Source organism: Anabaena sp. CCY 9910, assembly GCF_963920875.1.
In the GTDB taxonomy this organism is placed as follows: domain Bacteria; phylum Cyanobacteriota; class Cyanobacteriia; order Cyanobacteriales; family Nostocaceae; genus Trichormus; species Trichormus variabilis.
This window is the reverse complement of the sequence record NZ_CAWUDJ010000001.1, coordinates 15,483-42,299: the sequence shown is the minus strand read 5'-3', so window position 1 is coordinate 42,299 and position 26,817 is coordinate 15,483. Positions and strand designations below refer to the sequence as shown.

Sequence of the window (26,817 nt, the reverse complement as noted above, 5' to 3'; positions counted from 1 at the left end):
TTTGTAGTGTTTAGTCTCCGAACAAAATTTCACCTATCGTCTGTTAAATCGCTCAAAATCTAAAAAGAGCAAAATGCTTAAGAATTTTAGCACAAAAGCGTTGAGGGGGAGAAAAGAAGAATAACTATGGACAACTGACAACTGACAACTGACTAATGACCAATGACTAAATTAATCGTAATTTGTGGAGCTACGGCGACGGGTAAATCTGGTTTGGCTTTGAACTTAGCTATGCGGTTGAGTTCTGTGATTTTGAGTGCTGATTCTCGTCAGGTGTATCGTGAATTTGATATTGGTACAGCGAAGCCAACGCTGGCAGAACAAAAAGCTGTTGCCCATTATTTAATAGATATCTGCACTCCCAGAGAAACGATGACAGTTGCAGATTATCAAGAACAGGCACAAGCATTGATTAATTCTCTGCCAGTTTCGCCGTTATTGTTAGTAGGAGGTACTGGATTATATATACGTTCTATTGTGCTGGGGATGAAGATACCCAGGGTTGCACCGAATTATGAATTGCGATCGCAACTCGAATCCTTAGGTCAAAATACACTCTACGGCATATTACAACAAGTTGATCCCGTTGCGGCTCAAAAAATTCATCCCAATGATCCTGTACGGACTCTACGAGCAGTAGAAGTATTTTACGTTACTGGCATTCCCATATCAGCACAGCAAGGAGAAAATCCCCCAGATTACCCTATTTTACAGATTGGATTAGATTGTGAAATGGAAAGATTGGGTGAGCGTATTCACCAACGCACTGAGAAAATGATAGCAGATGGTTTAGTAGCCGAGGTTGAATATCTTTGCCAAAAATATGGTGCTGATTTACCTTTATTAAATACTTTGGGATATCAAGAAATCAAGCATTATTTAGCTGGAGAAATTAATTTAGAAGCAGCCAAAGAATTAATTGTTTTACATACAAGACAATTTGCTAAACGCCAACGTACCTGGTTTAAAGCATCTCCTCGAATTGAGTGGTTTAATGCAGATGATCCTAATTTATTAGAGAATGTTTGGCAGCGTATACAACAGTAGAGACATTTTATCAAATGCCTCTAAATGATAGGATTACAAATCCAAAGACCCGTTTAGTTATTTTACCTACAAAAACTGAGTAAGCTGTGCCAAAATCTACAAATAGAGGACTGTAGAACAGCATCATGATTGGATACATACTGCGGCGACGTTATAAAATTATCAAACAATTAGGCTCAGGTGGGTTTGGCGAAACTTATTTGGCTGAATACCCGCAGGATCTACCAGTCAGCCCACAGTACAAATGTGTTGTCAAGCGGCTTACAAGACCCCAGACTCCAGACTTAGACACAGAAGAAAGGTTTAAGAGGGAAGCAGCTATATTATTCAAGTTGGGAAAGGAACATAACCAAATTCCTGAACTGTATGATTTTTTTGAGGAAAATAGAGAATTTTATCTTGTTCAAGAATATATTGATGGGCATGATTTGAGTTACGAAATCGAACAAGGTAAACCTTGGAGTGAGGCTGATGTAATTCAACTTTTACAAGAAATTCTAGAGGTGCTAGATTTTGTTCATCAAAATAATGTAATCCACCGTGATATCAAACCATTAAATTTGATGCGGCGGTATTCAGATAATAAAATTGTCCTCATTGACTTTGGAATTGTCAAAGAAATCAGTGTTTTAGGCGTAAATTCTCAAGGAAAAATCAGCAGTACAATTCCAATTGGTACTCGTGGTTATATGCCAAGTGAACAACTTCATGGTCATCCTAAATTATGTAGTGATATTTATGCGGTAGGAATGACTGCAATTCAAGCGTTAACTGGGTTGCCACCACAAGAACTACACATAGATCCTGATACATTAGAAGTTATTTGGCGAGAAAAAGCTCAAGTAAGCAACATACTGGCAGATATTTTGACCAAAATGATACGGTATAATTCCAACCAGCGATACATAGATGCAGGCGAGGTATTGCAAGACCTGAAAAAATCAGATTTGCTTTCATTAATTGTTACGACCTCACGAAAACGAATAAAGGTTAATGATAAGTATGGTTACATTGACCAGATGGGGCGGGTAGTTATTCCACCGCAGTTTAATTATGCTGCGGACTTTTCTGAAGAGCTAGCGATGGTCAAAATTGGTAACAAAGTTGGCTATATAAATAAAACAGGACAACTAGTTATCCCGCCTCAGTTTGATGTTGCTTGGAGCTTTTCTGAAGAGCTAGCAGTGGTCAAGATTGATGACAAATTTGGCTATATTGATAAAACAGGACAGCTAGTTATTCCACCTCAGTTTGATAAAACTTTATCCTTTCGTGAAAGTCTGGCAACGGTGAAAGTCAGTAATAAATACTGCTATATCAACAAGAGTGGTCAAATAATCATCGAGCTTGAGTTTGATGAAGCTTGGAGTTTTTATGAAGGCTTGGCAAGAATCAAAATGGGTGATAAATTTGGCTACATTGGCAAAAGTGGTCAGCCAGTTATTTCACCTCAGTTTGATGGCGCTTGGGGTTTTTCTGAAGAGCTAGCAATGGTTAAAATTGGTGAAAAATTTGGCTATATTGATAAAACAGGTAATCTAGTTATATCTCCTCAGTTTGATGATGCTAGGGGATTTTTAGAGGAACTTGCAAGAGTCAAAATCGATGACAATTGGGGCTATATCGATAAAACAGGTAAGCTAGTTATATCTCCTCAGTTTGATGATGCTGGGGGATTTTTAGAGGAACTTTCAAGAGTCAAAATCGATGACAATTGGGGCTATATCGATAAAACAGGTAAGCTAGTTATATCTCCTCGGTTTGATGATGCTAGAGCTTTTTCTCAAGGGTTGGCATGGGTAAAAATTGGTGAACAGGAACGTTATATAGATAAAACTGGAAGGTTTATTTATTAACTTTACTAGCGTCAATTGAAACTTTTAAATATTGTTTTTTTTCACTCACTTAATACCACAAACAAATAAAAAATGCAGCAATGCAACAGTCCGCCATCAAGTAATTATATTTGATAAGAGCATTGGCACAGCGACCGTAGCCATTGCGTCTTACAACCCCCTAAACTGCTATTCTTGCAACAATAGTAATTAAACTCCTCCACCAGTCTGTTAAATAAAAATCTATGCTTACCCAAGACCAAGATCAAAAACAACGTAACTGGAAACCCATTATCAAAGCATTCGAGGCTGTCCTGGGTACAAATGGTGTAGTCCAACGCCGTGAGGAACTTATCACCTATGAATGTGATGGTTTAACTAGCTATCGCCAACGTCCGGCTGTGGCGGTGTTACCCAGAACGACAGAACAAGTGGCGGCGGTAGTGAAAATATGTAATCAGTATGCTGTACCCTTCATTGCGCGGGGTTCCGGGACTGGCTTATCTGGTGGTGCTTTACCATCGGAAGATTCAGTTTTAATTGTTACTTCTTTAATGCGGCAAATTCTGAGTATTGACTTAGACAATCAGCGCATAGTTGTACAGCCAGGAGTAATTAACAGTTGGGTGACACAAACTGTTAGTGGTGCGGGATTTTATTATGCACCAGACCCTTCCAGCCAAATTATCTGTTCAATTGGAGGTAATGTTGCGGAAAACTCTGGCGGGGTGCATTGTTTGAAATATGGTGTCACAACAAACCACGTTTTGGGCTTGAAAATTGTCACACCTGAAGGAGAAATAGTTGATTTAGGTGGACAAATTCCTGAAAGTCCTGGTTATGATTTAACAGGTATATTTGTCGGTTCCGAAGGTACTTTGGGAATTGCTACGGAAATTACCTTGCGGATTCTCAAAAGTGCAGAATCAATCTGTGTTTTACTAGCAGATTTTACCAGTGTGGAAGCGGCTGGGGCGACTGTTTCTGATATCATCAGCGCGGGGATAATTCCTGGTGGCATGGAAATGATGGATAACGTTAGTATTAATGCGGTGGAAGATGTTGTCGCTACTAATTGTTATCCCCGCGATGCTACAGCGATTTTGTTAGTAGAAATTGACGGATTAGAAGTCGAAGTTGCAGTAAATAAACAACGCGTTACCGATATTTGTAAACAGAATGGGGCGCGTAGTGTGACTTCTGCTAGTGACCCAGAAACTAGATTGAAATTATGGAAAGGGCGTAAGGCGGCTTTTGCTGCGGCTGGTCATTTAAGTCCAGATTATTATGTACAAGATGGTGTAATTCCTCGGACTCAATTACCTTATGTATTGCAGGAAATTGAGGTATTGAGTCAAAAATTTGGTTATCCAATTGCCAATGTTTTTCATGCTGGTGATGGTAATCTGCATCCGTTGATTTTGTTTGATAATGCCATTCCTGGCGCATTGGAGAAAGTCGAAGAATTGGGAGGAGAAATTCTCAAACTTTGTGTGAGAGTCGGGGGTAGTATTTCTGGAGAACATGGGATTGGGGCAGATAAAAAATGTTATATGCCTGATATGTTTAGTGATGTTGATTTAGAAACAATGCAGTGGGTCAGACAAGTATTCAATCCCCAAGGTTTAGCTAATCCTGGAAAGATATTCCCTACGCCGCGCACTTGTGGCGAAGCTGCAAATGCTATTAAAAATCAACATTTTGAAGGAGTAGAAAGATTTTAACACTCCTCAATTAACAACAAAAATATTTGTTTGTATTAAGGGCTTTAGCCCTTATTTTTTTAAATAATTTGAAAAATAAAATTTCATGTGTAAAACAATACAACTGAACAATATTTATACTATACTGACTCTATTGAGCCGCCACATTTACCTATGTACTTTGATTGGAAGAAAGATAAGCTTTACTTTTTTTGGATACTAGGAACTACTATAGGCCTAGTTGCTGGATTAATTTCTGCCCTTTTTTCTAGTGTTGCTATCTATAATCTCCCTCTTGTGGGTGCTAGCAAAGGACTGATAAACTTTTTGTCTAGTGCGATCGCAGGATTAATTCTAGGCTTCTGTCAAGGTATAGCTTTAGCAAAGTTATTAAAACATCAGGAATTATCTATAAATATTCGTCGGCTTACTATTAAATGGATTCTGGCAACAACTATTGCATTTTCTCTAGGTGGTCAAGTCACCAGTCTATGGACTAATTTAGATGGTACTTTAACGCCTCAGATGTTAGTTTTTAAGCTATCTCTAATCCTATTTCTCATCGGACTTGGTCAAGGAATATTCATGCAGTGGTCTATCAAAAAAATTTCCCAATGGTTACTTACCCATATTCTCAGCATTTTAGCTAGTATTTTAGTCGGTGTGTTTCTATTTTTTCTCACAATTTCAATTGGCAGAGGGTTAAGTAGTGGTGGTTTAGGAGTTTTAGTTTACGCATTCCTGATTGCACCTTTATTAATTAGTGTATCTACCGGAATCATTTATGGTTCTATAACTATTCTATTTTTACCAAGTATATTAAAAAATGAGATTTAACACTAAAGTTTTGTGTAAACTGTGAGATTTCTGTCAATAAAGCAAGCTGATAATTAATTAATCTAGTTTGAATTATTGATACATAGATGACGTTATTTATCAAGAGTTTGAGGGTATACTAACTTATTCCGTAATTCTTATCCCCTCTTCCCGGCGAAGTTAGACTTTCTCATGACTCGGTTGGCAAAATTGTTTTTTTCGTACTTACTGTTTATACAATTAATATTGTATTTAACAGGATTATCCATCCCTTCATTTTCTAATTATGAACAAAAAAGCAATCTACCGACTACAACAGAAATTCGTGGAGTTTGGTTGACTAATGTTGCTAGTAGTGTACTGTTTGTACCCTGGGGTATCAATCGTGCTATTGACCAACTATCTGCACTGAACTTTAATACAATTTACCCTGTAGTTTGGAACCGAGGCTATACTTTTTATAAAAGTAGTGCAGCTAAATCTGTTACGGGTTTTGATACTCAACCCCTACTGAATTTTGTCCACGGGGGACAGGATGTTTTAGCAAAGATAGTTGCACTTGCTAAACCGAAAAATTTAAGCGTTATTCCCTGGTTTGAATATGGTTTTATGGCACCACCCGATTCAGTGATAGCAAAACGACATCCTGAGTGGTTAACAAATGGTCAGGGTGGAGTCGTATCTATTAGTGAAATGTTACCAGAAGAAAGCGATAATGACCCTACAAATAAGTTAGTTTGGCTCAATCCTTTACACCCAGAAGTACAGCAGTTTATCCTCTCCCTAATTACAGAAGTTGTTACTAATTATCATATTGATGGCATTCAAATTGATGATCATTTTGGAATGCCAGTACAGTTTGGCTATGATCCATATACAACTGAACTTTATCAAAAAGAACATCAAGGTAAAAGCCCCCCTCGCAATCATTTTGATGGAGAGTGGATGAAGTGGCGTGCTAACAAGATTACTCGTTTCATGATACAAGTCTCTCAAGTAGTGAAAGAGATTAAACCCAATGTTAAGGTATCTCTTTCTCCCAATTCGCAAGCTTTCGCATACAGGTATTATTTGCAAGATTGGGCAAATTGGATAAAGACAGGTTTAGTGGATGAATTGATTTTGCAGGTGTATCGCAATGATAAAAGTAGCTTTGTGTACGAATTGGAACAGCCTGCTGTCAAGCTTGCACGCACTCAAATTCCCGTGGCTATTGGTATATCCACAGGAACTTTGCGAAGTCCTGTTAAGATTGAGCAAATTAGAGAACAAGTACAAGCTGTACGCGATCGCTCTTTTTTTGGTATCTCTTTCTTTTACTGGGAAAGTCTGTGGGGTTACATCACCCCAGAATCACCCCCATACCGCCGTCAAGTATTTCAACAAATGTTTACTGCTAAAGCCGCTAGGCCATTAGCACCAGTGAGGGAAGGCAAAAGGCAGGGTGAAGGGTAAAACGGCTCTTTCCTTATCCCTACTCCCCAATTATCCCCATGAAAACACCGTTAAAATTTATCTTGCTGTGGACTATCGCTACTTTTGGTGGGTTTTTGGGTAGTTTATTTTGGGTGGAAGTGGGGGAACGCTCAGAAATTGGCCTTGTACAAGCTGCTATTGGTGGATTAGCGATCGCCTTACCTCAAAGTTTAATTCTGCGAGAAAATATCTCTATATTCAAGTGGGTTTCTTTCACTTTGGCAGCTTGGGTGATAATTACGGCTATCGGTATCGGTGCGATTGGTTGGGTTGTACCCTCTGGGGAATTTCTCCCTCTACGCCTCCTGTATGGGGCAAAAATCGGCATTGTTGGCGGCCTGGCTTTGGGAATAGCCCAATGTTTGGCAATTCGTCAGCCAATTTCATGGACTTGGCAATGGATATTAGTTAATTCCTTTAGTTGGGCGATCGCTATCCCTATAGGTACTACTATAGGCTTTATCCTCCGCCGCGTAACGCACTTGTTTTTAGGTGAAGTCGCCGGATTAGCTATCACTTGGCTTGTAGTAGCCATTCTCACAGGTATTAACGCCTGTAAGTTGGATAAGGGTTTAGGGGTGTAGGGGTTTAGGGGTATGGGGGTTTAGGGGTTTAGTAATAGCTCTTTCCCTCACACCCTTACACCCTCACACCCTATCTCAACAGAAAATCTGGGTGCGTAAGTCCTATTTAAGTTAAGCAATCATGACTTTATTAAAATATATAACGTTAATTAATTTACTGTTTGAATTGTATTAAGCTTATGCAACAATCTTAATTAAATCTTAATAATAAATTTCAATAAAATTACATTAACCTGCAAATGCGTTTTCACCTTCACCAAGCAGGATTTTTTGTTCTTATTGCTATCTACTTTTCTAGATTTCTGGTAAGAAATAAAGATAGGGCAAAATATCACAAGCAAAGTCGAACTAAATTTCACTTTAGGCGCTAAAAAGCATTTTCTACCATGAAATTCCGAGAGAACGCGCCTACATGAGCCAGTAAAACCAGACAGGGACTCTCGCATGAATATCAACCCAGTAGATTCAGCCATCAAGTTGAAGCAGCAGTCGCATCCGCATATTCTTTTTGGGACAGAGGTAGATGAACACAGCAGTGGTGAACAGTTATTACTGAGTATGTATGATTCTGTGCAGACATCTATATTTGTTGTGGATGTTCTGCAAGATGGAGATTTTCAGTATGTAGCACTCAATCCCACCCATGAAAGATGGGTAGGGATTAGGTCAGAAGATTTGCGGGGCAAAAAACCAGAAGATATTTTAACAGCTGTTGATGCGGCTAAAGTGCGTCAGCACTATGCTGACTGTGTACGCTTTGGCAAAACGATTTCCTATGAACAATGCTTACAGTTTCAGGGAGTAAGCACTTGGTGGAGTACAACGCTTACGCCACTACGAGATACTAACTCTAAAATTTATCGATTGATTGGCACTAGTAGCAATATCACTGCGGCAAAACAAACAGCACAAGCCAGAGAAATTCAAGCGGAAGGCGCGCAGATGTTAGCCGCAATTGCCCAAAGGATTCAGGAATCTTTGGATTTAGAAACAATCCTTTATCAAACTGCCAAAGATTTACGACAGTGTTTAAAATGCGATCGCATTCTGATTTATCAAATCAAATCTGACAATAATGGGGCGATTGTTGCAGAATCAACTGTATTGCCTGATATTTCCCTCTTGGGAAAACACTTCCGTGATCCTTGCTTCCAAGGTAAAAATAAGGAATCTCAGGGGCGATGTTGTCTAGAAATTATTGAAGATATACATGCAGCAGGAGTGAAACCTTGCCAGAGGGATTTCCTCGCCTCCATGCAGGTGAGGGCTAATATCGTTGTGCCAATAGCCTTAAAACCAGACTTATGGGGGCTGTTAATTGCTCAATACTGCTATGAACCACACCAATGGCAGCAAATAGAAATTGACTTACTCAAGCAACTAGCCACCCAGTTGGGTATAGGCATTCAAAATGCGAAACTACAACAGCAACTAAAACAACTGCAAGCCAAGCTAACAACACACAAACATGAGCAGCAAGCCCAGGTAAAACAGACAGACAAATTTCAAGCACTAGTTTTAAATATTACAGAAAAAACCCGTGATTACGGCGACGAAACGCAAGTTTTAGCAACAGTCACTCAAGAATTAGCCAATTTATTCCAACTAGAGTCTTGCTATATCGAACTTTATAACACCGACTGCACCGTAGTTAGTGTAGTTCATGAATATGCAGCGAACCAGCCGACATACCAGGGACTCACTAGACAAATTGCGGATTTTAGCGAAATCTATCAACCGCTATTGCAAAAACAGCATTTCCAAACTATAGAAATTGTCCCTGGTTGGCATCCTCAATTACTGGTTATTACCCAACTGGCTTGTCCCATTTTCGATGCTCAAGGAATGCTGGGTAATTTGTGGCTGATTCGACCCATACAACAAATGCTGAGTCAATCAGAAATTAACCTAGTACAAACTTTAGCAAATTTATGTGCGATCGCCATTCGCCAAGCAAGGTTAAACGCAACTAACCAAGCACGACTGAAAAAATTAGAACAGCGAGAAAGCCTGACCAACAAATTTCTCAGAAAGCTTTCTCAAGAACTGCGGACACCAATAACTAGTATTAGCCTAGCAGCGCAAACCCTCGAAACTGTTCTCTCACCGACAATTACATTAGATGAAATCATACCCCAGCTTTTACAGATCCTCCATAATGAGTGCGGTAGAGAAAGCAAATTAATTAACGATTTACTGACACTTACCTATCTGCAAACCAAGCCAGAACCCCCTACACTCATTCCCATCGACTTCCAAACTTGGCTTCCCCCAATCGTTGAATCCTTCCGTGACCTCACCAGTTGTCAGCAACAGCGATTAAACTTGATGATTGAGCCAGGGTTACCACGCTTAGAAACAGATATCACCGAACTAGAACGGATTGTCACCGAGCTACTCAGTCATACCTGCAAATATACTCCGGCTGGCCAATCAATTACCGTTTCCGCCCAATTCACAGCTGACACTGTGCAACTAAGTATTAGCAATTCTGGGTTAGAAATTCCTACTCATGTGCGATCGCGCATCTTCGAGCCGTTTTATCATATTTCTAACAACGATCCTTGGAAATATAGCGGTACTGGCTTGGAAATGGCATTAGTACAGAAAATGGTCAGGCATTTAGGCGGCTCTATTTCTGTCGAGAGTGGCCATGGTCAAACCACTTTTATGATCAGATTTCCCGCCTCACTCAGCTAAATCTTGGCAGAACTACAGAATTTTGTTAATATAGTAGTTGGTGTGGGTGACTAGCTCAACGGTAGAGCAGTAGACTCTTAATCTATTGGTTGCGGGTTCAAATCCCTCGTCACCCACTTATTCCAGAACTATTCTCAAGCAATAAATTGATTCTCACGCTAACAAGTTAGATTAGTAACTTGTCTTGGTCTATTTATGCCCGATATGGCATACCATCCTGATAGAGTTAATGTGTGTTTTTTATACCTACAGACTTATCCTGTAGGGTGTTTCTAATTTTTTAATAGGGCGGATAGCCAAAATCATCTTCATCAGGATAAACGTAAGAACTCGAAACCCCAGCCATTGCCATTTTCGGAGTTTCTGTTCTGACAGGTTCCTTCCCAAAATCTTTGTAATCTTCAAACGTTTTACAAATAATTGCAGATTCGGGCGCGTCGGAAGCTATCAGGTAATTAGTCAGATTACCAATCGATGGGTGTTCATAATCTACAGTTGAAGCCACCAAAACCGTATTTGGTTCAATTCCTCTTTCTTCACACTCAATAATCGGGCAGAAAATACCGTGAGCATGGAACAAAGGCCCCTTCGGCGTTATTGGCTGCTTGCGGTATAAAGCATAAGCTCTTTCTATCTCCGCCACAAAACCACTAACTACTTTGCCTTGTTGAAATTCACAATAAGTTTTACTAAAACTTGCCCCGGCTGCACCATTCAAGGTTAATTGCAGTGGTGATTCATGCAAAAACTTTTTATTTTCACCAACCAAGAAAATTAGATAACGTGTAAAGGTTTTAAATTTCAGTTTATCTGCCAAAAACGCATCATAATTTTCTTTCAACGTTCCCAATTTGATACCGGTCTCTCTGTCCTTAACAGACAAAGGCCCCCGCCGCACTATCACTATTCGGGGAGTCGCACTAATGAAAACTGTTTCGATACCGGAACTAAACTCATGTTCCACCTGTTGCCAATTTTCATCTGGCTGAAAACCCACAGCTTGAGCATTATCGAGCTTAATCGCTAAACCGTGATGCTGAATCCCATCTGTACCATAACGAGGATTAATCATCTGACACCAAGGGATGACTTGAGAAGGGGGTGCATTAAATTTTTCGTCCTCAAAGTCGAACTTAGCAGATGCTTTCATCGTTTTAGGCTAGGGGTGTTTTTCTGGGGAAATTCGTCGGCACAATACCGGCATATGAAGGCAGTTAAAGAAACCAACCTATTGCTTTTCCAGATTAAGACAGAATCAATCTATGTTGCAATCCCTGTTTTGTTTTTTAACAACAACTTCATCCCCGCATTTACCGTATTTTCCCCAGTTAACACCTGATGTTCCCAAAAACCGCCTCAACCCTTAATTTTTTATTAAGTCGGCGGTAGTGACTCCGGTGGTGCTTCTGCGGGGGGAGCGAGTACCGCATCAGGGGCAATTTCTTCCACGGGAATTGGTTCCTTGTCCTCAGACTCAGGATGTGGTTGAGCGGCTTCCACCAATTCAGGGGCTGGGGGATTGGGTGGAATCACTTCTGGGACAATTTCTGTGGTGGAGTCAGTATCAGTAGACAATACTGCTGCTGGTGGTTCTGTAGTAGTTGTTGGGGATGAAGTCTCTGTAGTGGTAACGGTCTCCTCAGTAGGTTTTTCCGTTTTATCAACAATCTCAACAGATGGTTTTGTTGTAGTTTGTACTGGAGCAGTTGTAACTTTTTGATTACCCGTCTGTTGTACTTTATTTTTCAAACCACTAAAAGTGCTACCAATATCTTGTTGTAACTGGGCAACTTTTTCCTGAAGAGAAAACTTAGCAGCTTGTTCTTGGATAGTTGACTGTAACACTTCCGAACTTGGTACTGCGGTTTGTTGTGCTAGGGGAGTCACCTGACGACGCAATGAAAGAGTTTGCCAGCCAAACCAAACTAGGAGTGCCACACTAGCCACATGACCTAGTAAGAGACCTCCGGAAATTTTTGGCGCGAAAATCCACAAGACGAGGGCATAAAAAAGCCCTACCCCACTCCAAATAAAATCATTTTTACGGTGGATTTCCGGAAAAAAGAAAGCTGCAATGTAGATTGCTAAACTACCAAGGCCAACCACCAAGGCTAGGATATTTGCCAGCATTTTTTGGTTACTCCTTTTACTAGGGATTGGATATTGGGGACTGGAGATTGGGAATGGGGTATTAGGGATGGAAAATATGTCTTACCTTTTTCTCTCATCCCCTATTACTCAGCACCCAGTCCCCAATTTCGCAAATTTTACAAGTTAATTGTTGATTTGGATACAAATTAAAACTATTTATCTGTGTTACTAGTGAGCTTTTATTCTTTAAATTAACTCTTAATGTCTTCTTTAGGGGAGAAGAGAAAAACTCGGTCTACCCTTAAAGATGAAAGAACCTGCAAGAGTTAGCCAAACATAGTTTATGACACTACAAAGCTTTGGTGTGATTGGTTTAGCCGTTATGGGCGAGAATATCGCTCTAAACGTGGAGCGTAATGGCTTCCCAATTGCAGTTTATAACCGTTCCAGAGAGAAAACCGATGCTTTCATGGCACAGCGTGCTGGTGGACGCAACGTTAAAGCTGCTTTTACCCTGGAAGAGTTTGTTGCTGCACTAGAACGTCCCCGCAAGATTCTAGTGATGGTGCAAGCTGGTAAACCAGTGGATGCAGTAATTCAGCAGCTCAAGCCTCTACTAGATGAAGGCGATATCATCATCGACGGTGGTAACTCTTGGTTTGAAGATACCCAAAGACGGACTCAAGAACTAGAACCAGCAGGCTTACGCTTCCTGGGTATGGGTGTTAGTGGTGGTGAAGAAGGCGCACTGAATGGTCCTTCACTGATGCCCGGTGGTACACAAAGTTCTTACGAGTATCTGTCCCCCATTTTCAACAAAATTGCTGCTCAAGTTGATGATGGCCCTTGTGTAACTTATGTTGGCCCTGGTGGTTCCGGTCACTACGTCAAAATGGTACACAACGGTATTGAGTATGGCGATATGCAGTTGATTGCAGAAGCCTACGACTTGCTGAAAACTGCTGGTGGGCTGAATGCTACACAGCTACATGAAGTATTCGCCCAATGGAATACTACCGACGAACTCAATTCATTTTTGATTGAGATTACAGCCAATATCTTCCCCTATGTTGACCCAGATACCAAGTTACCCTTGGTGGATTTGATTGTTGATGCAGCCGGTCAAAAGGGAACTGGACGCTGGACCGTACAAACTGCTTTGGAATTGGGTGTTTCTATCCCCACTATTACAGCAGCCGTGAATGCTCGGATTATCTCTTCCATCCGAGATGAGCGGATAGCAGCCTCTAAGCAGTTGACAGGCCCCAGTGGCAAATATGACGGCGATACCAAAGAGTTTATTAACAAAGTCCGGGATGCACTTTACTGCTCCAAGATTTGTTCTTATGCTCAAGGGATGGCTTTGCTATCTACAGCTTCCACAACATTTAATTGGAATTTGAATCTGAGTGAATTGGCGCGGATTTGGAAAGGTGGTTGTATTATTCGCGCTGGCTTCTTGAATAAGATTAAGAAGGCATTTAACGAAAATCCCGCATTACCCAACTTGCTACTCGCTCCAGAATTTAAGCAAACAATTCTCGACAGACAAGCAGCTTGGCGGGAAGTAATCATCACAGCAGCTAAACTCGGTATTCCTGTACCTGCATTTAGCGCATCCTTGGATTATTTTGACAGCTATCGCCGCGATCGCCTACCCCAGAACCTCACACAGGCACAACGCGACTACTTCGGCGCACACACCTACTTGCGTACCGATAAAGCTGGCGCTTTCCACACTGAATGGGTTCCCATTGCTGAAGCGAAGAAATAAGCCGGTAATTCTCTAAATTCTGAACTTAATTGATTAGTGGCTCTAAATATTAGAGTCACTTTTTTATCAAGTTAAGTCCTCTCGTACAGTCACACAAGAAAACCTGGATAATTTAGCCGTTATTATTCCCAAGATATTTAGCTTTTAATTCTTCTAACTCTAAATCAATTGCACTCTTAGCAGAATTATTATTAGTTGCAGGTTGTGGTTGTATATTTTGTGGTTTTGATTTCCCACCAGGCAAAAATTGGGTTTTCAATTCCTCTAATTCCAAGTCAATTTGACTCTGGGTTTTTGACACAGGTTGTGGAGGAGGATTTTGTGGGACTTGATGACTAGGTTTTGCTGGTGTATTTGCTACTGCTGAATGCTGATTTAAATCCTTTAAAACTTCCTCTACAGTTTGATAGCGTCTTGCGGGAACGCTTGCTGTCATTTTGTTGATAATTTGAGATAGATAATTGCTAACTTGTGGTTTTACATATTGCTGCCATACCCAGGTATCATTGTTGGTGTCGTAGGAATCAAAAGGCGATCGCCCAGTTAACAAATTAATACAAGTCACTCCTAAACTATAAATATCGCTGGCAAATATAGCCCTACCCCGCATTTGTTCTGGGGCAACATATTCAGGACTACCAATACTTGTCCCAGTTTGATTTAAGGCTGTATTAGTGGCAGATTTAGAAGCACCAAAATCTACTACAACTAGTTTGTTATCACTATTACGTAAGATAATATTTTCTGGCTTAATATCCCGATGAATCACCTGTCTGTTATGACAAAATTGCAATACAGGCAACAGGTCATTTAATAGTTGAATGGTTCGCGTTTCACTGAAAACACCTTTATGTGTTAGTTCCTGCGCCAAGTTTAGTCCGTCAATAAATTCTTGTACTAAGTATTGGCGATCGTCTTGGGTAAAGTATGCTAAAAGTTCGGGAATTTGCGGATGCTTACCCAATTCGTCTAACTGTATGGCTTCTTGAGTAAATAATTCCACCGCTTTTTGGACTGTGTTAGTACCTTGCGCTTGGGGATAAAATTGCTTAATGACACAGCGAGGTTTGGAGGGTTTATCTTCATCCACTGCTAAGAAAGTTCTGCCAAAACCACCTTGTCCGATGGGTTTGATAGCCCGATAGCGTTCTTTTAGATGTAGCTTAGAACCACAACTTAGGCAAAATTTCACATCATGAGGATTTTCAGGCTTGGGACAACGGGGGTTAAGACAGTAGCTCATTGGTGGGATGGTGTTCACATCGCTCTTACTGTCTTTATTTTGCCTTGTGCTAGCCCAGAGTGGTTATGTTCGTCAAGCGGACTGAGTCAGCACTCTGTTGAGCCGATGTCACCAGATTGTGTAATAATAAGCCGATCGCTAGAGTAATAAGTTACCGACTGTGCAATCAACGGATAATATCAACGACCTGGCAGCAGCCTTACAACAGCCTGCGGATCTCACTTTTGAACTGCCCGATCCCGAAGATGAACAGATTCCAGAGTCAGATTTCCAACAGCAGTTGGATGTAGCTTGGCAGGTATGCGATCGCTTTGATTTGCAAACCGAAATCTGGCGGGGAAGAATCTTAAGGGCAATCCGCGACAGAGAAAAGAAAGGTGGCGACGGACGCGGTACTGGTTTTCTCAATTGGCTCAAGGAACGAGAAATCAGTAAGAGTCAAGCATACGCCTGGATTCAACTGGCGAACAGTGCTGATACTCTCCTAGAAGAGGGCAAGCTTGAGCCAAGCGCAGTGAATAATTTTAGTAAACGGGCTTTTGTGGAAACCTCCAAAGCCTCTCCAGAAGTGCAACAAATGGTCAGTGAAGCCGCCAGCAAAGGCGATCGCATCACTAGGCGCGAAGTCCGTCAACTCACGGACGAATGGACGGCAATGTCGTCAGATTTATTACCAGAACCAGTCAAGGTAAAAGCCGCAGAAAATTCCCTTCCTCCGCGCTACATTGCCCCTCTGGTGAAAGAAATGGAAAAACTGCCAGAATCACACCAAAAGTTCATCCAGCGTGAAATAGCTGCCAATCCCGACGTTGATACCCTCAAACAAGCCACAACAGAGGCGCGACAATTAGGCAAATATCTCAAATCCGCCGCCCAAGTCCAAGCTTTAACAGAGAATGATGTAGATATCGAAACAGCCCTAGAAGAAGCCCAAAGGGTAGGCTGTCTAAGTGTAGCGGCTGATTTAGTCAATCAAGCATCCCAAATAGAACAAACTATTGCCAAGTTATATATGACTTGGAAACGCATCAGTAATTTAGCAGATAGATTATATGTAGATACTGGTGCAAGTACTCCCAACTTGCGATCGCTCCTCAGTTGCATAGAACCGCTAGGCGGCGAAGTTATGGAAGTACAACTCAGTGGCGCAACTGAACATACAGTCCGTTTACAAATTCAGGAAACGAATTAGACGCGATTAATCGCGTCTGTACAATTTTTATTCTGCACAAGCTGACGAATGTAGTATTGAAGTGTGAGGATTTACAGTAGATGCTTGCGCCACCAGTACTATATTACCGTCGCGATCTATTTGCCAGCCTTGTGCTTCTAAAATTTGGGGAGAGACGTTCAAATTACCCTGCTGTGCGTGTTGTTCAGGAATACTATCAGCACTACTTTCTATCTGTGTCGGTAATGCAGCCCAACCTACCAAAACAGCATCATCAATCAGCGTATCCGTAGGGCTAGATGCAATTCCTCCTCTTCCTGTAGAAACAAATGAACTTCTTTGCGAAATTCGACTAGGATGACAACTAGCAACAATTTTCTCAGAAGTATCAATGATATTTCTCGGCAATTCTATTAACCCTTTACTAGGATCAGCATCAGGTGTATTAATTTGTACGATGCCATTGAATGAAGGGTTTTCCTGAGAAAAAGCTGTAATATCACTACTAGGAAGCTTATTTGGGTCTAGTTTTTCAGGATTTTCAGTTGCTAGCAACTTTACCAATTCGGCACGATTACGAGGTACAAACCCCAAAACACTATTAGTATTTATAGTGATTTTCCCACCACTACCAGAGAATGCGTTGGCGGTGATATCACTATTTTCATTAGGAGTGCCAATAATAAAACCATTAGGTGCATTGATGATAATATTACCCCCATCGCCTCGCCCAGATGTGATACCTGCATTTGTGGAGATTTGGCTGTTACGGCGCATCAGTAGAGTGTTTTGCACCTGGATATCAATATTACCACCTTGACCTAATTCACTATTAGATAAAAGTTTTCCCTGGTTGTCCAGAACTATAGAACGAGCAGTTATGTTTAGTTCCCCAGCAGAGCCTAAATTGCTATTATCAACTCTCAGTCCAGCAAATTTTAAAACGACGCTGCCAACAGCTAATTCAGATGAATCTTTTACAGTCAATTTTCCTGTAATTATCATTAACTTGCCAGCATTACCATAACTATTTGTAGAAGCGGACAAAGAACTAGGAACATTTCTGGCTTTGCCACTTATTTCTACAGAATCAGCAGCATTGACTATTAAATCTCCTCCTGCTCCTGTAGCTAATATTATTCTTTCGTTATTAAAATCTGGTAACCCAAGGGAACTGGTAGATATGTTTCCCCCAACTTGGACAATTAATCTTTTTGTATTAATTGTGATATCACCCGCTTTACCATCAGACGCAGTTGAACTTGTCAATGCACTGGGTTCAACACGATTTGTATTCGGTACAAGAAAGCCACCAATCACTTCTACAGATTCAGCCGCGTTGATAACCAAATTTCCACCTGCTCCCTGAGCGAAAGTGAATGTTAATATTTGCGCCCCATTACGAATAACTAATTTGTTTGCGTCAATCGTTATATCTCCAGCTTTATTGAAACCCAATGTTTGAGTCGATAAGCGGACATCACGGCCATTCATCTCTACAGCTTTACCTTGGATATGAATATTACCGCCTCCATCACCGCCCACATCTATTTGAGATGGAAATGCAGAACCATCAACAGTTCTTTGAATTAATCGTATGTCTTGAAAATCTTGAATACCTTGATATCCCAATATCCAACCTTGATTTACTAGACTTAGACTGACGTAACTATTACTTCCTACACTTCCTAGTTCAATGCGACCCAAAGGAGCAGTCAGATTCCCACCTTCCATGATCAAGCCAGCACCAACTAAAGCTAGGGTTTTACCTGGTTTCACTTGTAAACCAACTGGCTCAAAAAGACTATTCATAGCTCCATTAGGGCTTGTTTGAGATTGATTATGAATAGAACCTGGATTTGCACCAAATTGTAAACCAATCGGAACACTAATTGATAAAGGAGATGGTACAAGGGATAACTCTCTTGTACTAAAATTTCTTCTATCAGCGAAAATCAAAGTATCTGCCGTAGTCGCTACGAATGAACCGCCAATATTCAAAGAAGCATTAGAACCAAAAATAATACCGTTAGGATTAATCAGAAAAAGATTGGCTTCATATTGGCTTTTCAGAATGCCATCAATCTGAGAAATAGAATTACCCGTCACTCGGCTAATAATATTTTTTACATCCACAGCATTTTTAAACTCGGCTGTAATTCCTTGAGCTACAGAAAACTGCTCAAAACTGTGGAAAAGATTATCTCCGGCTCTAGTTCCACCTTCAATAGAAATAATATTATTGTGTGTATTAATTTGGGAATTATTAATTAGTGTATTATCATGAACAACTTGCGCGACAGCATAATCTGTCATGCAGGTTAATACGCCGGCGATCGCAACTCCTAGCTTGGGAATCCAGACCCGAAAATTATTCATGTATGCTATTACACCTTTTCAGCCTTTACTATTTACTCAACACTAAAAATATTAGGGCTAGGTTTATTAATTGACATCTCAATTAATTCAACCAATATTTTGATGCTATGAGCTTCAACCCGGCTGATGATATTTTGATATGCAAATAATATACCGTAGGATATCAAAAATGTTTTACTCCTACGGTAGCAATTTTATTTTATTGAATTATCGATGTAGTAAGAACAGAAACAGCATGATCATGTTGCTATTTCTCTGAGTTTTGATACATAGAAACATTCAACTTCTCAAAAATTAACTTGCTATCGATGATATCGTGATTAATATTCATCAATAAGCACCATATTTTATTAATCACATATCAAACCTTTAGGAGTCATAACACAGCCCATTGGGGCTACTCTTACGGGAGAGTTCGCTTTTGTTTGCTGGTCAGCTTGTTCTTCTAAATCATTATTTGTTAAGGTTTGCTCTTCTTGAACACTCTCTACTAAAGAAATATTATCACTGAAAAAATTAGTATAAAGATTTTCAATGCTATCTACTAATTCGTTTTGAAAGTCTGTTTGTGGCTGTTTTGGTGTTGGAGAATTCATGACGGTGTTTATCCTTACAAGTTATTAACTGAGTTGGGTGATTTTTTTGATGACCTAAATAATTCATCAGTCCGGCTTATGAGAATTACGGTTATAGTTACATAACTTTACTGATAATCAATCATAAATCATGGGATGTACTCAATTTTTCATACCAGTAGCAGCAATACCTTGGATAAACTGACGCTGACCGATAAGAAATAGCACCATTACAGGTACAGTTGCAATTGTGACTGCTGCCATCATCAAAGGCCAATTATTGGTAAACTGCTCCTGAAACTCTGCCAATGCTAGCTGCACAGTTCTTAATTCTGGTCTGGTGGTGAAAACCAAAGGTTTAAATAAATCATTCCATTCAGCAATAAAGGTGAACAGAAACAGCGTCACCAAGGCGGGACGAGCGAGAGGTAACATCACTTGCCACAAAATTTGTATCCGGTTCGCTCCATCGATGGTTGCGGCTTCTTCCAACTCTACGGGAATTGTCTGGAAATATTGACGTAAAAGGAAAATGCCAAAGCCGTTAACAGCAGTTGGTAAAATTAGCGCTCCGTAGGTATTAATCAAGTGTCCCCACTTCAACACCAAGAAGATGGGAATCACTAGTAATTGAAAAGGGATAATTAAAGTTGCTAAAACAATCAAAAGTAGTATTTGCCTACCCCGGAATTTCAGTCTTGCTAGGGCGTAGCCAGCTAGCGCTGAAGTGACAATCTGAAATGCCGTCACTGCGATCGCTACCAAGGTAGAATTAGCGAATGCCAACAAGAACTTACCTCGTTGCCAAGCATCGTGGTAATTAGCTAATGACCAATTATTTTTGGGCAAAAGTTCTAAATTTGAACCTGGAGGTGCAAAAGAAGTGAGAAAAACCACAAACAGTGGCAACAGCACAATCAATGCCCCCAGCAGTAGCGCTGCTAGACTCCAAAAATCAGCAGATTTCCAATTCCAGTTTAGTTTGGTCATGAGTTAGATCGCCAAGCACTTGTTTCTTTGGTAATACAGTATCGAACTCAGCAACCGCTAATCTATAACATAGGCAATTGTTAAGTAAAATTAAACCACAGTGAGCATTACCTTAAATTCATAGGGTAAATTAAAGTCTGGTATCAAATAATTCAGGTTTACAGGAGTAAACATATCATGCAGCAGGTTGCAGCCGATTTAGAAATCGATTTCAAGAGCGAAAAATATAAAGATGCCTATAGTCGCATAAATGCGATCGTGATTGAAGGGGAACAAGAAGCATATGAGAATTACATTCAACTATCCCAACTGCTGCCAGACGATAAAGAAGACCTAATTCGCCTCTCGAAAATGGAAAGTCGCCACAAAAAAGGATTTGAAGCTTGTGGACGGAACTTGCAAGTATCACCAGATATGGAGTTTGCTAAAGAATTCTTTGCCGGGCTACACGGTAATTTCCAAAAAGCGGCAGCTGAAGGTAAAGTTGTCACTTGCCTATTGATTCAATCCCTGATTATTGAATGTTTTGCGATCGCCGCATACAACATCTACATCCCCGTGGCTGACGATTTCGCCCGTAAAATCACTGAGGGTGTAGTTAAAGATGAATACAGTCACCTCAACTTCGGCGAAGTTTGGTTACAGAAAAATTTCGCCCAATCAAAAGCAGAACTAGAAGAAGCTAATCGTCATAATCTTCCCATAGTCTGGAAAATGCTCAATCAAGTTGCCGATGATGCGGCAGTCTTAGCTATGGAAAAAGAAGCCCTAGTGGAAGATTTTATGATTCAGTACGGCGAAGCACTAAGTAATATTGGCTTCACAACCAGAGATATTATGCGGATGTCAGCCTACGGACTCACAGCAGCTTAAATAGTTCTGATTCCTGATTAAAGTAAGGCGGCCAGTTATCTATTTCAGACTGGTGATGGGTAATAGGTAATGGATAAAAATTTATTCCCAATTATCAATTACCAATTACCCATGATCAAACTCAGGACTCAGCATTCATCACAGTTTGTATAGTATTTTTAAGAGTTAAGTATTATCTCTTATCCACATATCCCACGCATTCGCCAAGGCACAAGCCTAAATATATCACTCCATGTTTGGTCTAATTGGACATCTGACAAGTTTAGAACACGCTCAAGCGGTAGCTCAAGAACTGGGATACCCAGAATACGCCGACCAAGGGCTAGATTTTTGGTGCAGCGCTCCACCGCAAATAGTTGACCACATTAAAGTTACTAGCATTACTGGTGAAATAATTGAAGGGAGGTATGTAGAATCTTGCTTTTTACCAGAAATGCTAGCCAGCCGTAGGATTAAAGCCGCAACCCGCAAAGTCCTCAATGCTATGGCTCATGCTCAAAAACATGGCATTGACATCACCGCTTTGGGTGGTTTCTCCTCCATTATTTTTGAAAACTTCAAATTGGAGCAGTTTAGCCAAGTTCGTAATGTCACACTAGAGTTTGAACGCTTCACTACAGGCAATACTCACACAGCTTATATCATTTGTCGGCAGGTAGAACAAGCATCACAACAACTCGGCATTGAACTCTCCCAAGCAACAGTAGCTATATGTGGGGCTACTGGTGACATTGGTAGTGCAGTTACTCGCTGGCTGGATGCTAAAACAGACGTGAAAGAATTGCTGTTAATCGCCCGTAATCAAGAACGTCTCCAAGAGTTGCAAAGCGAGTTGGGACGCGGTAAGATCATGAGCCTAGATGAAGCACTGCCTCAAGCTGATATTGTAGTTTGGGTGGCTAGTATGCCTAAAGGTGTGGAAATTAATCCTCAAGTTTTGAAGCAGCCCTGTTTATTGATTGATGGCGGTTATCCGAAAAACTTGGGTACAAAAGTTCAGTATCCTGGTGTTTATGTACTGAACGGAGGCATCGTCGAACATTCGCTGGATATTGACTGGAAAATCATGAAAATAGTCAATATGGATGTACCTGCACGCCAATTATTTGCTTGTTTTGCGGAATCTATGCTCTTGGAATTTGAGAAGTTGTACACGAACTTTTCTTGGGGGCGCAATCAGATTACCGTAGACAAAATGGAGCAGATTGGTCAAGCATCAGTGAAACATGGGTTTAGACCACTGCTGGTTTAGTCATTAGTCAATAGTCCATAGTCAATAGTCAATAGTTGATCAAGTCTGGACTTTTGACTGTTGGCTTATACTCAACCCTCAACCTCATAACTTTTACGATGGCTACAACTGAGCGCAAACCACTACTGTTAGATTTTGAAAAGCCACTAGCAGAACTGGCAAACCGGATTGATCAAATTCGGCAACTGGCAGAGGAGAATGGCGTAGATGTGTCTGGTGAGATTCGCAAGCTAGAAACACGCGCTATGCAACTGCGTGAGGAAATTTTTAGTACTCTGTCCCCATCTCAACGACTACAGGTAGCACGTCATCCCCGCCGTCCTAGTACCCTCGATTACATTCAGTCCATCAGTGATGAATGGATGGAGTTACATGGCGATCGCTGTGGTGGTGATGATCCGGCTCTCATTGGTGGTGTAGCGCGTTTGGGTGGTAAACCTGTGGTGATGTTAGGTCATCAAAAAGGACGAGATACCAAAGATAATATTGCTCGCAATTTCGGGATGGCGACTCCAGGCGGCTATCGTAAAGCCATGCGGCTGATGGAACACGCCAACAAATTTAGTATGCCGATTTTGACATTTATCGATACTCCAGGCGCTTTACCCACGGTGGTAGCCGAACGCCAAGGTGCAGGGGAAGCGATCGCCTATAATTTGCGCGAGATGTTTTCTTTGGATGTACCAATTATCTGCACCGTTATCGGTGAAGGTGGTTCTGGTGGTGCTTTGGGTATTGGTGTAGGCGATCGCCTATTAATGTTTGAACACTCTGTTTATACTGTGGCTACCCCCGAAGCTTGTGCGGCAATTCTTTGGAAAGATGCTAGCAAGTCTCCCCAAGCCGCCGTCGCCCTGAAAATCGTCTCCCATGACCTGAAAAATTTGGGCATCATTGACCAGATATTACCTGAACCCACCGGTGGCGCTCATTCTGACCCTTTAACAGCTGCTACAACCTTAAAACAAGCCCTGCTAGATAACTTAGATGAACTAGACCGCTTAACATCACAGGAACGCCGCCAACTGCGTTATGATAAGTTCCGCAAAATTGGTGTATTTACAGAAGTTGCACATTAACAAACGCGCTTAATTGATTTATTACCCAAAACCAGTGTTATAATTACCTGTGGCTACTTAAAGATTTTTAACAATCTCATCAGCCATAGGTATTTATATCTAAATAGCCACTAATGTAGATGGGTGGCTAGATCAAAGTATTTGCTAATTAACTGTAGTAACATGGGCTAGTCTTTAAACTAGCGTTTGTTATTTTTGTGTAAACTAAAATTGCAGAGAACACTAATTATAGCAAATAATCATAGCATTTGTCAGGGAATATCATCGAAATTTAAGGTTAATTTAATCTATTTGACTCTAAAAATTTCGATAATTGGGTGACAAGGGCTTGCAAAACTGCCAAAAAATTGGGAGAAAGCATGAGTTTGGAGCAGAAACGACGCGCTCTGATTACTGGGGCAAGTAGTGGAATTGGCAAAGCAACGGCATTAGCCTTTGCAAAAGCAGGAATAGATGTGGCTTTGGTGAGCCGTTCTGGGGATAAATTAACACCTGTAGTAGAAGCAGCCAAACAAACTGGAGTAGTAGCCAAAGCGTATACTGTAGACTTAGCAGACGTATCGCAAGTAGAGGCGAAAATCCAGGCGATCGCCATTGACTTTGGAGACATAGATATTCTTGTAAATAATGCGGGTGTAGCATATACAGCTACCTTAAGTGAAACGCCTTTAGCAGACTGGCAACAAGTAATTAACTTGAACCTGACCAGCGTATTTGAATGTATTAAAGGAATTTTGCCAAGAATGCGCGATCGCCATACAGGCACAATCATCAATGTGTCTTCGATTGCAGCGAAACAATCTTTTCCGCACTGGGGAGTTTACAGCGTCAGTAAAGCAGGATTAATGGCACTTTCTCAAACCTTGGCACAAGAAGAACGTGTCCACGGCATTCGGGTAAGTGCGATTTGTCCAGGGGCTGTAAATACTGGACTTTGGGATACAGAGACGGTTAAAGCTGACTTTGACCGTTCCAAAATGCTCACCCCAGAAATTGTGGCTCAGTCAATTCTTTACACTGCACTATTACCACCACAAGCAGTCATTGATGAATTGACGCTCATGCCCAGCGCAGGTGCGCTGTAATTCGTAATTCGTAAATTCGTAATTCGTAATAGCCTACAGCTAGGCTTGCACTGATCCAGAGAAAGCTAACTCCTACGTAGTTTGTAGGATTATTTTGAATTCTGAATTTTGAATTCCCCTTAGGGGGTTAACCATTGAATAAACCATAACCAAGACTGAAATTATGACTATTGCTAGTTCCAACGGTTCCAATCGCGCTCAATCGCCTCTAATTCCCGATTTGGCAGAAGCTATTAATACCAGACCTGACCGCAATACCCATAACGGCCGAGAACCAGAATTGCACCAACCTTCAGAACAAGACATGGATTCAATGATGGATGCAGTCAGGTCAATATTAGTGGGTGTTGGAGAAGACCCAGAAAGAGAAGGTCTATTAAAAACACCAAAGCGCGTGGCAGAAGCGATGCGGTTCCTGACCAGTGGCTACAACCAATCTTTAGAAGAATTACTCAACGGTGCTGTCTTTGATGAAGGTCATAACGAGATGGTACTAGTGCGAGATATCAACTTCTTTAGCTTATGCGAACACCATATGTTACCCTTCATGGGTAGAGCGCACGTTGCTTATATCCCCAACCAAAAGGTTGTAGGACTAAGTAAGCTAGCCCGGATTGTTGAGATGTATTCCCGTCGCTTGCAAGTACAAGAAAGGCTAACCCGCCAAATAGCTGAAGCTGTGCAGACCATTTTAGAACCCCAAGGTGTAGCGGTTGTGATGGAAGCCAGCCATATGTGCATGGTGATGCGCGGTGTACAAAAACCAGGCTCTTGGACTGTAACTAGCGCCATGTTAGGCGTATTCCAAGAAGAACAAAAGACTAGAGAAGAATTCTTTAACTTGATTCGTCATCAACCATCATTCTTTTAGGGAATGGGGGATGGGTAATGGGGAATGGGTAATTATTCATTCCCCTGATATTCTCCTACCACTCCCTACTCCCTAATTCCTACTCCCCAATTTTTCAAAAAGTAGTGCAACTTTATCTAAATCTTTGTCCCCTGGTTTCCGTTCGACACCGCTAGATAAATCAATGCCATCAGGATTAAGTTGGCTTAAAGCTTCTAAAATATTGTCTGGTGTCAGTCCCCCCGCTAATAACCAAGGGCAACTTGGGCGGAATTTTCGTAACATCTGCCAATCTAAAGTTTGACCAGTCCCACCCAATTGCTGGGGATGATAGGCATCAAGTAATAAAGTATTTATATATTGAGTGTAAATAATTGCTTGCTCCAGATGCTCAAGACTGCGAACTCGCAAAGCTTTGAGGATTTCTACTTGGGGAAGCGATCGCCGTAATTGGTCACAAAACTCTGGGGTTTCGTCACCATGTAACTGCACACCAGTTAAGCCAGAATCAATCACTGTTTGTTTAATTTCCGCAACACTGCTATTGGCAAAAACGCCGATTTTATCGATATTTTGTGGTAGTGGTGCTACTGCTGCCCAAATTTGTGCGGCTGTAACGTAACGCGGTGAAGAAGGTACACATATAAATCCTAGCGCTGTTGCACCCAAAGAGGCGATCGCTACTGACTGTTGTGGTTGAGTGATGCCGCAAATTTTCACACGCATAACAATTTCCCATATTGAGAACTAAAAAAAGTCGAATTTTGATTGATTAAGTTCGGTTGTGTCCTAACTAACTCTATAATTTTCTAGGTCTAGATTAACTTTGCCCTAGATATTTAGGAGACAAAAGCTTGATTTCATCAACCTTATTAGCAATAGCTGCAACTGTACCTGCAACCCCTGAATGGTCGCCAACCGTAGGCATTATCATTAGTGCTAGCAGTGTGGTAGCTCTTTTGTTCGCTCTCAAAGTTGAATATCCCCAAGTAGGCCCCAAATTCCCTGGGTTGCCTATTAGCGTTCCCACCTTTATCGGTGCAATGGCTTTTGGTCATGTTCTTGGTATTGGTATAGTCCTGGGGTTGACTAATATTGGTCGTCTGTAGAATTGGATATCGCTAAGACTGGAAATTTCTGGTCTTAACGAATTCAAGTTTACAAATAATTTCTGTTCTTTCTCCAGCGATGAAACTTGCCATTTGGGTGCAGTTAGCTTTTACATCATTACCCCAACTTTAGAAGGAGAGTTGAACCTTTCTTTTGAGAGAGGATTCTGCGGCTTCACCAAGCG

At 41.0% G+C, this 26,817-nt stretch carries 22 protein-coding genes and 1 tRNA gene; 16 read left to right on the top strand and 7 right to left on the bottom strand.

Features of this window, described 5'->3' with window-relative positions:
* Positions 1–162: 162 nt before the first annotated feature.
* The 8 genes from miaA (at position 163) to ACM5QX_RS00155 (ending at position 10,277) form a co-directional block, all read left to right on the top strand.
* Complete coding sequence (gene miaA, locus ACM5QX_RS00190) at positions 163–1,047, top strand: tRNA (adenosine(37)-N6)-dimethylallyltransferase MiaA (RefSeq protein ID WP_414751881.1); 885 nt, start codon at positions 163–165, stop codon at positions 1,045–1,047.
* 125 nt (positions 1,048–1,172) lie between these two features.
* The gene (locus ACM5QX_RS00185) at positions 1,173–2,903 is read left to right on the top strand and encodes a WG repeat-containing protein (RefSeq protein ID WP_414751880.1); all 1,731 of its coding nucleotides are present in this window, start codon (positions 1,173–1,175) and stop codon (positions 2,901–2,903) included.
* Between the two features lie 224 nt (positions 2,904–3,127).
* Positions 3,128–4,606: a glycolate oxidase subunit GlcD gene (gene glcD / locus ACM5QX_RS00180; RefSeq protein WP_414751879.1), complete on the top strand. Its 1,479-nt coding sequence runs from the start codon at positions 3,128–3,130 to the stop codon at positions 4,604–4,606.
* Positions 4,607–4,759: 153 nt separating this feature from the next.
* Positions 4,760–5,422, top strand: coding sequence for a hypothetical protein (locus ACM5QX_RS00175; protein WP_414751878.1), 663 nt, complete (start codon positions 4,760–4,762; stop codon positions 5,420–5,422).
* Between the two features lie 171 nt (positions 5,423–5,593).
* Positions 5,594–6,856: a glycoside hydrolase family 10 protein gene (locus ACM5QX_RS00170; RefSeq protein ID WP_414751877.1), complete on the top strand. Its 1,263-nt coding sequence runs from the start codon at positions 5,594–5,596 to the stop codon at positions 6,854–6,856.
* Between the two features lie 38 nt (positions 6,857–6,894).
* Positions 6,895–7,461 (top strand): hypothetical protein, encoded by a 567-nt coding sequence (locus ACM5QX_RS00165; RefSeq protein ID WP_414751876.1) that lies wholly within the window; start codon positions 6,895–6,897, stop codon positions 7,459–7,461.
* A gap of 444 nt (positions 7,462–7,905) precedes the next feature.
* On the top strand, positions 7,906–10,161 hold the full coding sequence (locus ACM5QX_RS00160; RefSeq protein ID WP_414751875.1) for a GAF domain-containing protein: 2,256 nt from the start codon (positions 7,906–7,908) through the stop codon (positions 10,159–10,161).
* A gap of 44 nt (positions 10,162–10,205) precedes the next feature.
* A tRNA-Lys gene (locus tag ACM5QX_RS00155) sits at positions 10,206–10,277 on the top strand.
* 164 nt (positions 10,278–10,441) lie between these two features.
* On the opposite strand, the gene ACM5QX_RS00150 is transcribed toward ACM5QX_RS00155, so the two are convergent.
* Together ACM5QX_RS00150 and ACM5QX_RS00145 are read right to left on the bottom strand one after the other, a co-directional pair.
* Positions 10,442–11,311, bottom strand: a complete 870-nt coding sequence (locus ACM5QX_RS00150; protein WP_414751874.1) for a DUF5895 domain-containing protein — start codon at positions 11,309–11,311, stop codon at positions 10,442–10,444.
* 224 nt (positions 11,312–11,535) lie between these two features.
* A complete protein-coding gene (locus tag ACM5QX_RS00145) occupies positions 11,536–12,291 on the bottom strand; it encodes a Ycf66 family protein (RefSeq protein WP_414751873.1) in 756 nt (251 codons plus the stop codon).
* Between the two features lie 304 nt (positions 12,292–12,595).
* Here ACM5QX_RS00145 and gndA point away from each other — a divergent pair, with 304 nt between their 5' ends.
* The gene (gene gndA / locus ACM5QX_RS00140) at positions 12,596–14,026 is read left to right on the top strand and encodes an NADP-dependent phosphogluconate dehydrogenase (RefSeq protein ID WP_414751872.1); all 1,431 of its coding nucleotides are present in this window, start codon (positions 12,596–12,598) and stop codon (positions 14,024–14,026) included.
* 112 nt (positions 14,027–14,138) lie between these two features.
* Here the strand turns inward: gndA and ACM5QX_RS00135 are convergent, their stop codons facing one another.
* Positions 14,139–15,269: a protein kinase domain-containing protein gene (locus tag ACM5QX_RS00135; RefSeq protein WP_414751871.1), complete on the bottom strand. Its 1,131-nt coding sequence runs from the start codon at positions 15,267–15,269 to the stop codon at positions 14,139–14,141.
* Positions 15,270–15,429: 160 nt separating this feature from the next.
* Between ACM5QX_RS00135 and ACM5QX_RS00130 the strand changes: the two genes are divergently transcribed.
* Positions 15,430–16,461 carry a hypothetical protein gene (locus tag ACM5QX_RS00130; RefSeq protein ID WP_011319300.1) on the top strand — a complete coding sequence of 344 codons (1,032 nt, stop codon included), beginning with the start codon at positions 15,430–15,432 and terminating at the stop codon, positions 16,459–16,461.
* 27 nt (positions 16,462–16,488) lie between these two features.
* On the opposite strand, the gene ACM5QX_RS00125 is transcribed toward ACM5QX_RS00130, so the two are convergent.
* The 3 genes from ACM5QX_RS00125 to ACM5QX_RS00115 all read right to left on the bottom strand — a co-directional run bounded on the left by ACM5QX_RS00125 (position 16,489) and on the right by ACM5QX_RS00115 (position 20,384).
* Positions 16,489–18,819, bottom strand: coding sequence for a filamentous hemagglutinin N-terminal domain-containing protein (locus ACM5QX_RS00125; RefSeq protein WP_414751870.1), 2,331 nt, complete (start codon positions 18,817–18,819; stop codon positions 16,489–16,491).
* A 350-nt stretch (positions 18,820–19,169) separates the two neighbouring features.
* Positions 19,170–19,415, bottom strand: a complete 246-nt coding sequence (locus ACM5QX_RS00120; RefSeq protein ID WP_414751869.1) for a hypothetical protein — start codon at positions 19,413–19,415, stop codon at positions 19,170–19,172.
* Between the two features lie 141 nt (positions 19,416–19,556).
* Positions 19,557–20,384, bottom strand: a complete 828-nt coding sequence (locus tag ACM5QX_RS00115; protein ID WP_011319303.1) for a carbohydrate ABC transporter permease — start codon at positions 20,382–20,384, stop codon at positions 19,557–19,559.
* Between the two features lie 177 nt (positions 20,385–20,561).
* Here ACM5QX_RS00115 and ACM5QX_RS00110 point away from each other — a divergent pair, with 177 nt between their 5' ends.
* From ACM5QX_RS00110 to folE, 5 genes are all read left to right on the top strand, one after another.
* Positions 20,562–21,257: an aldehyde oxygenase (deformylating) gene (locus ACM5QX_RS00110; RefSeq protein WP_414751868.1), complete on the top strand. Its 696-nt coding sequence runs from the start codon at positions 20,562–20,564 to the stop codon at positions 21,255–21,257.
* 232 nt (positions 21,258–21,489) lie between these two features.
* A complete protein-coding gene (locus ACM5QX_RS00105; protein ID WP_011319305.1) occupies positions 21,490–22,509 on the top strand; it encodes a long-chain acyl-[acyl-carrier-protein] reductase in 1,020 nt (339 codons plus the stop codon).
* A gap of 98 nt (positions 22,510–22,607) precedes the next feature.
* On the top strand, positions 22,608–23,588 hold the full coding sequence (locus tag ACM5QX_RS00100; protein WP_414751867.1) for an acetyl-CoA carboxylase carboxyltransferase subunit alpha: 981 nt from the start codon (positions 22,608–22,610) through the stop codon (positions 23,586–23,588).
* A gap of 359 nt (positions 23,589–23,947) precedes the next feature.
* Complete coding sequence (locus tag ACM5QX_RS00095; RefSeq protein ID WP_414751866.1) at positions 23,948–24,673, top strand: SDR family oxidoreductase; 726 nt, start codon at positions 23,948–23,950, stop codon at positions 24,671–24,673.
* 163 nt (positions 24,674–24,836) lie between these two features.
* Positions 24,837–25,544, top strand: coding sequence for a GTP cyclohydrolase I FolE (gene folE / locus ACM5QX_RS00090; RefSeq protein ID WP_011319308.1), 708 nt, complete (start codon positions 24,837–24,839; stop codon positions 25,542–25,544).
* A gap of 72 nt (positions 25,545–25,616) precedes the next feature.
* Here folE and ACM5QX_RS00085 read toward each other — a convergent pair whose 3' ends face one another.
* Complete coding sequence (locus tag ACM5QX_RS00085) at positions 25,617–26,249, bottom strand: phosphoribosylanthranilate isomerase (protein WP_414751865.1); 633 nt, start codon at positions 26,247–26,249, stop codon at positions 25,617–25,619.
* Positions 26,250–26,377: 128 nt separating this feature from the next.
* Here ACM5QX_RS00085 and psaK point away from each other — a divergent pair, with 128 nt between their 5' ends.
* On the top strand, positions 26,378–26,632 hold the full coding sequence (gene psaK, locus ACM5QX_RS00080) for a photosystem I reaction center subunit PsaK (protein WP_414751864.1): 255 nt from the start codon (positions 26,378–26,380) through the stop codon (positions 26,630–26,632).
* The last annotated feature ends 185 nt before the right edge of the window (positions 26,633–26,817 follow it).

Excerpts from the sequence above, each read along its gene's own strand:
- miaA (WP_414751881.1), top strand. The coding sequence starts at position 163 with ATGACTAAATTAATCGTAATTTGTGGAGCTACGGCGACGGGTAAATCT.
- ACM5QX_RS00185 (WP_414751880.1), top strand. The coding sequence starts at position 1,173 with ATGATTGGATACATACTGCGGCGACGTTATAAAATTATCAAACAATTA.
- glcD (WP_414751879.1), top strand. The coding sequence starts at position 3,128 with ATGCTTACCCAAGACCAAGATCAAAAACAACGTAACTGGAAACCCATT.
- ACM5QX_RS00175 (WP_414751878.1), top strand. The coding sequence starts at position 4,760 with ATGTACTTTGATTGGAAGAAAGATAAGCTTTACTTTTTTTGGATACTA.
- ACM5QX_RS00170 (WP_414751877.1), top strand. The coding sequence starts at position 5,594 with ATGACTCGGTTGGCAAAATTGTTTTTTTCGTACTTACTGTTTATACAA.
- ACM5QX_RS00165 (WP_414751876.1), top strand. The coding sequence starts at position 6,895 with ATGAAAACACCGTTAAAATTTATCTTGCTGTGGACTATCGCTACTTTT.
- ACM5QX_RS00160 (WP_414751875.1), top strand. The coding sequence starts at position 7,906 with ATGAATATCAACCCAGTAGATTCAGCCATCAAGTTGAAGCAGCAGTCG.
- ACM5QX_RS00150 (WP_414751874.1), bottom strand. The coding sequence starts at position 11,311 with ATGAAAGCATCTGCTAAGTTCGACTTTGAGGACGAAAAATTTAATGCA.
- ACM5QX_RS00145 (WP_414751873.1), bottom strand. The coding sequence starts at position 12,291 with ATGCTGGCAAATATCCTAGCCTTGGTGGTTGGCCTTGGTAGTTTAGCA.
- gndA (WP_414751872.1), top strand. The coding sequence starts at position 12,596 with ATGACACTACAAAGCTTTGGTGTGATTGGTTTAGCCGTTATGGGCGAG.
- ACM5QX_RS00135 (WP_414751871.1), bottom strand. The coding sequence starts at position 15,269 with ATGAGCTACTGTCTTAACCCCCGTTGTCCCAAGCCTGAAAATCCTCAT.
- ACM5QX_RS00125 (WP_414751870.1), bottom strand. The coding sequence starts at position 18,819 with ATGAATAATTTTCGGGTCTGGATTCCCAAGCTAGGAGTTGCGATCGCC.
- ACM5QX_RS00120 (WP_414751869.1), bottom strand. The coding sequence starts at position 19,415 with ATGAATTCTCCAACACCAAAACAGCCACAAACAGACTTTCAAAACGAA.
- ACM5QX_RS00115 (WP_011319303.1), bottom strand. The coding sequence starts at position 20,384 with ATGACCAAACTAAACTGGAATTGGAAATCTGCTGATTTTTGGAGTCTA.
- ACM5QX_RS00110 (WP_414751868.1), top strand. The coding sequence starts at position 20,562 with ATGCAGCAGGTTGCAGCCGATTTAGAAATCGATTTCAAGAGCGAAAAA.
- ACM5QX_RS00105 (WP_011319305.1), top strand. The coding sequence starts at position 21,490 with ATGTTTGGTCTAATTGGACATCTGACAAGTTTAGAACACGCTCAAGCG.
- ACM5QX_RS00100 (WP_414751867.1), top strand. The coding sequence starts at position 22,608 with ATGGCTACAACTGAGCGCAAACCACTACTGTTAGATTTTGAAAAGCCA.
- ACM5QX_RS00095 (WP_414751866.1), top strand. The coding sequence starts at position 23,948 with ATGAGTTTGGAGCAGAAACGACGCGCTCTGATTACTGGGGCAAGTAGT.
- folE (WP_011319308.1), top strand. The coding sequence starts at position 24,837 with ATGACTATTGCTAGTTCCAACGGTTCCAATCGCGCTCAATCGCCTCTA.
- ACM5QX_RS00085 (WP_414751865.1), bottom strand. The coding sequence starts at position 26,249 with ATGCGTGTGAAAATTTGCGGCATCACTCAACCACAACAGTCAGTAGCG.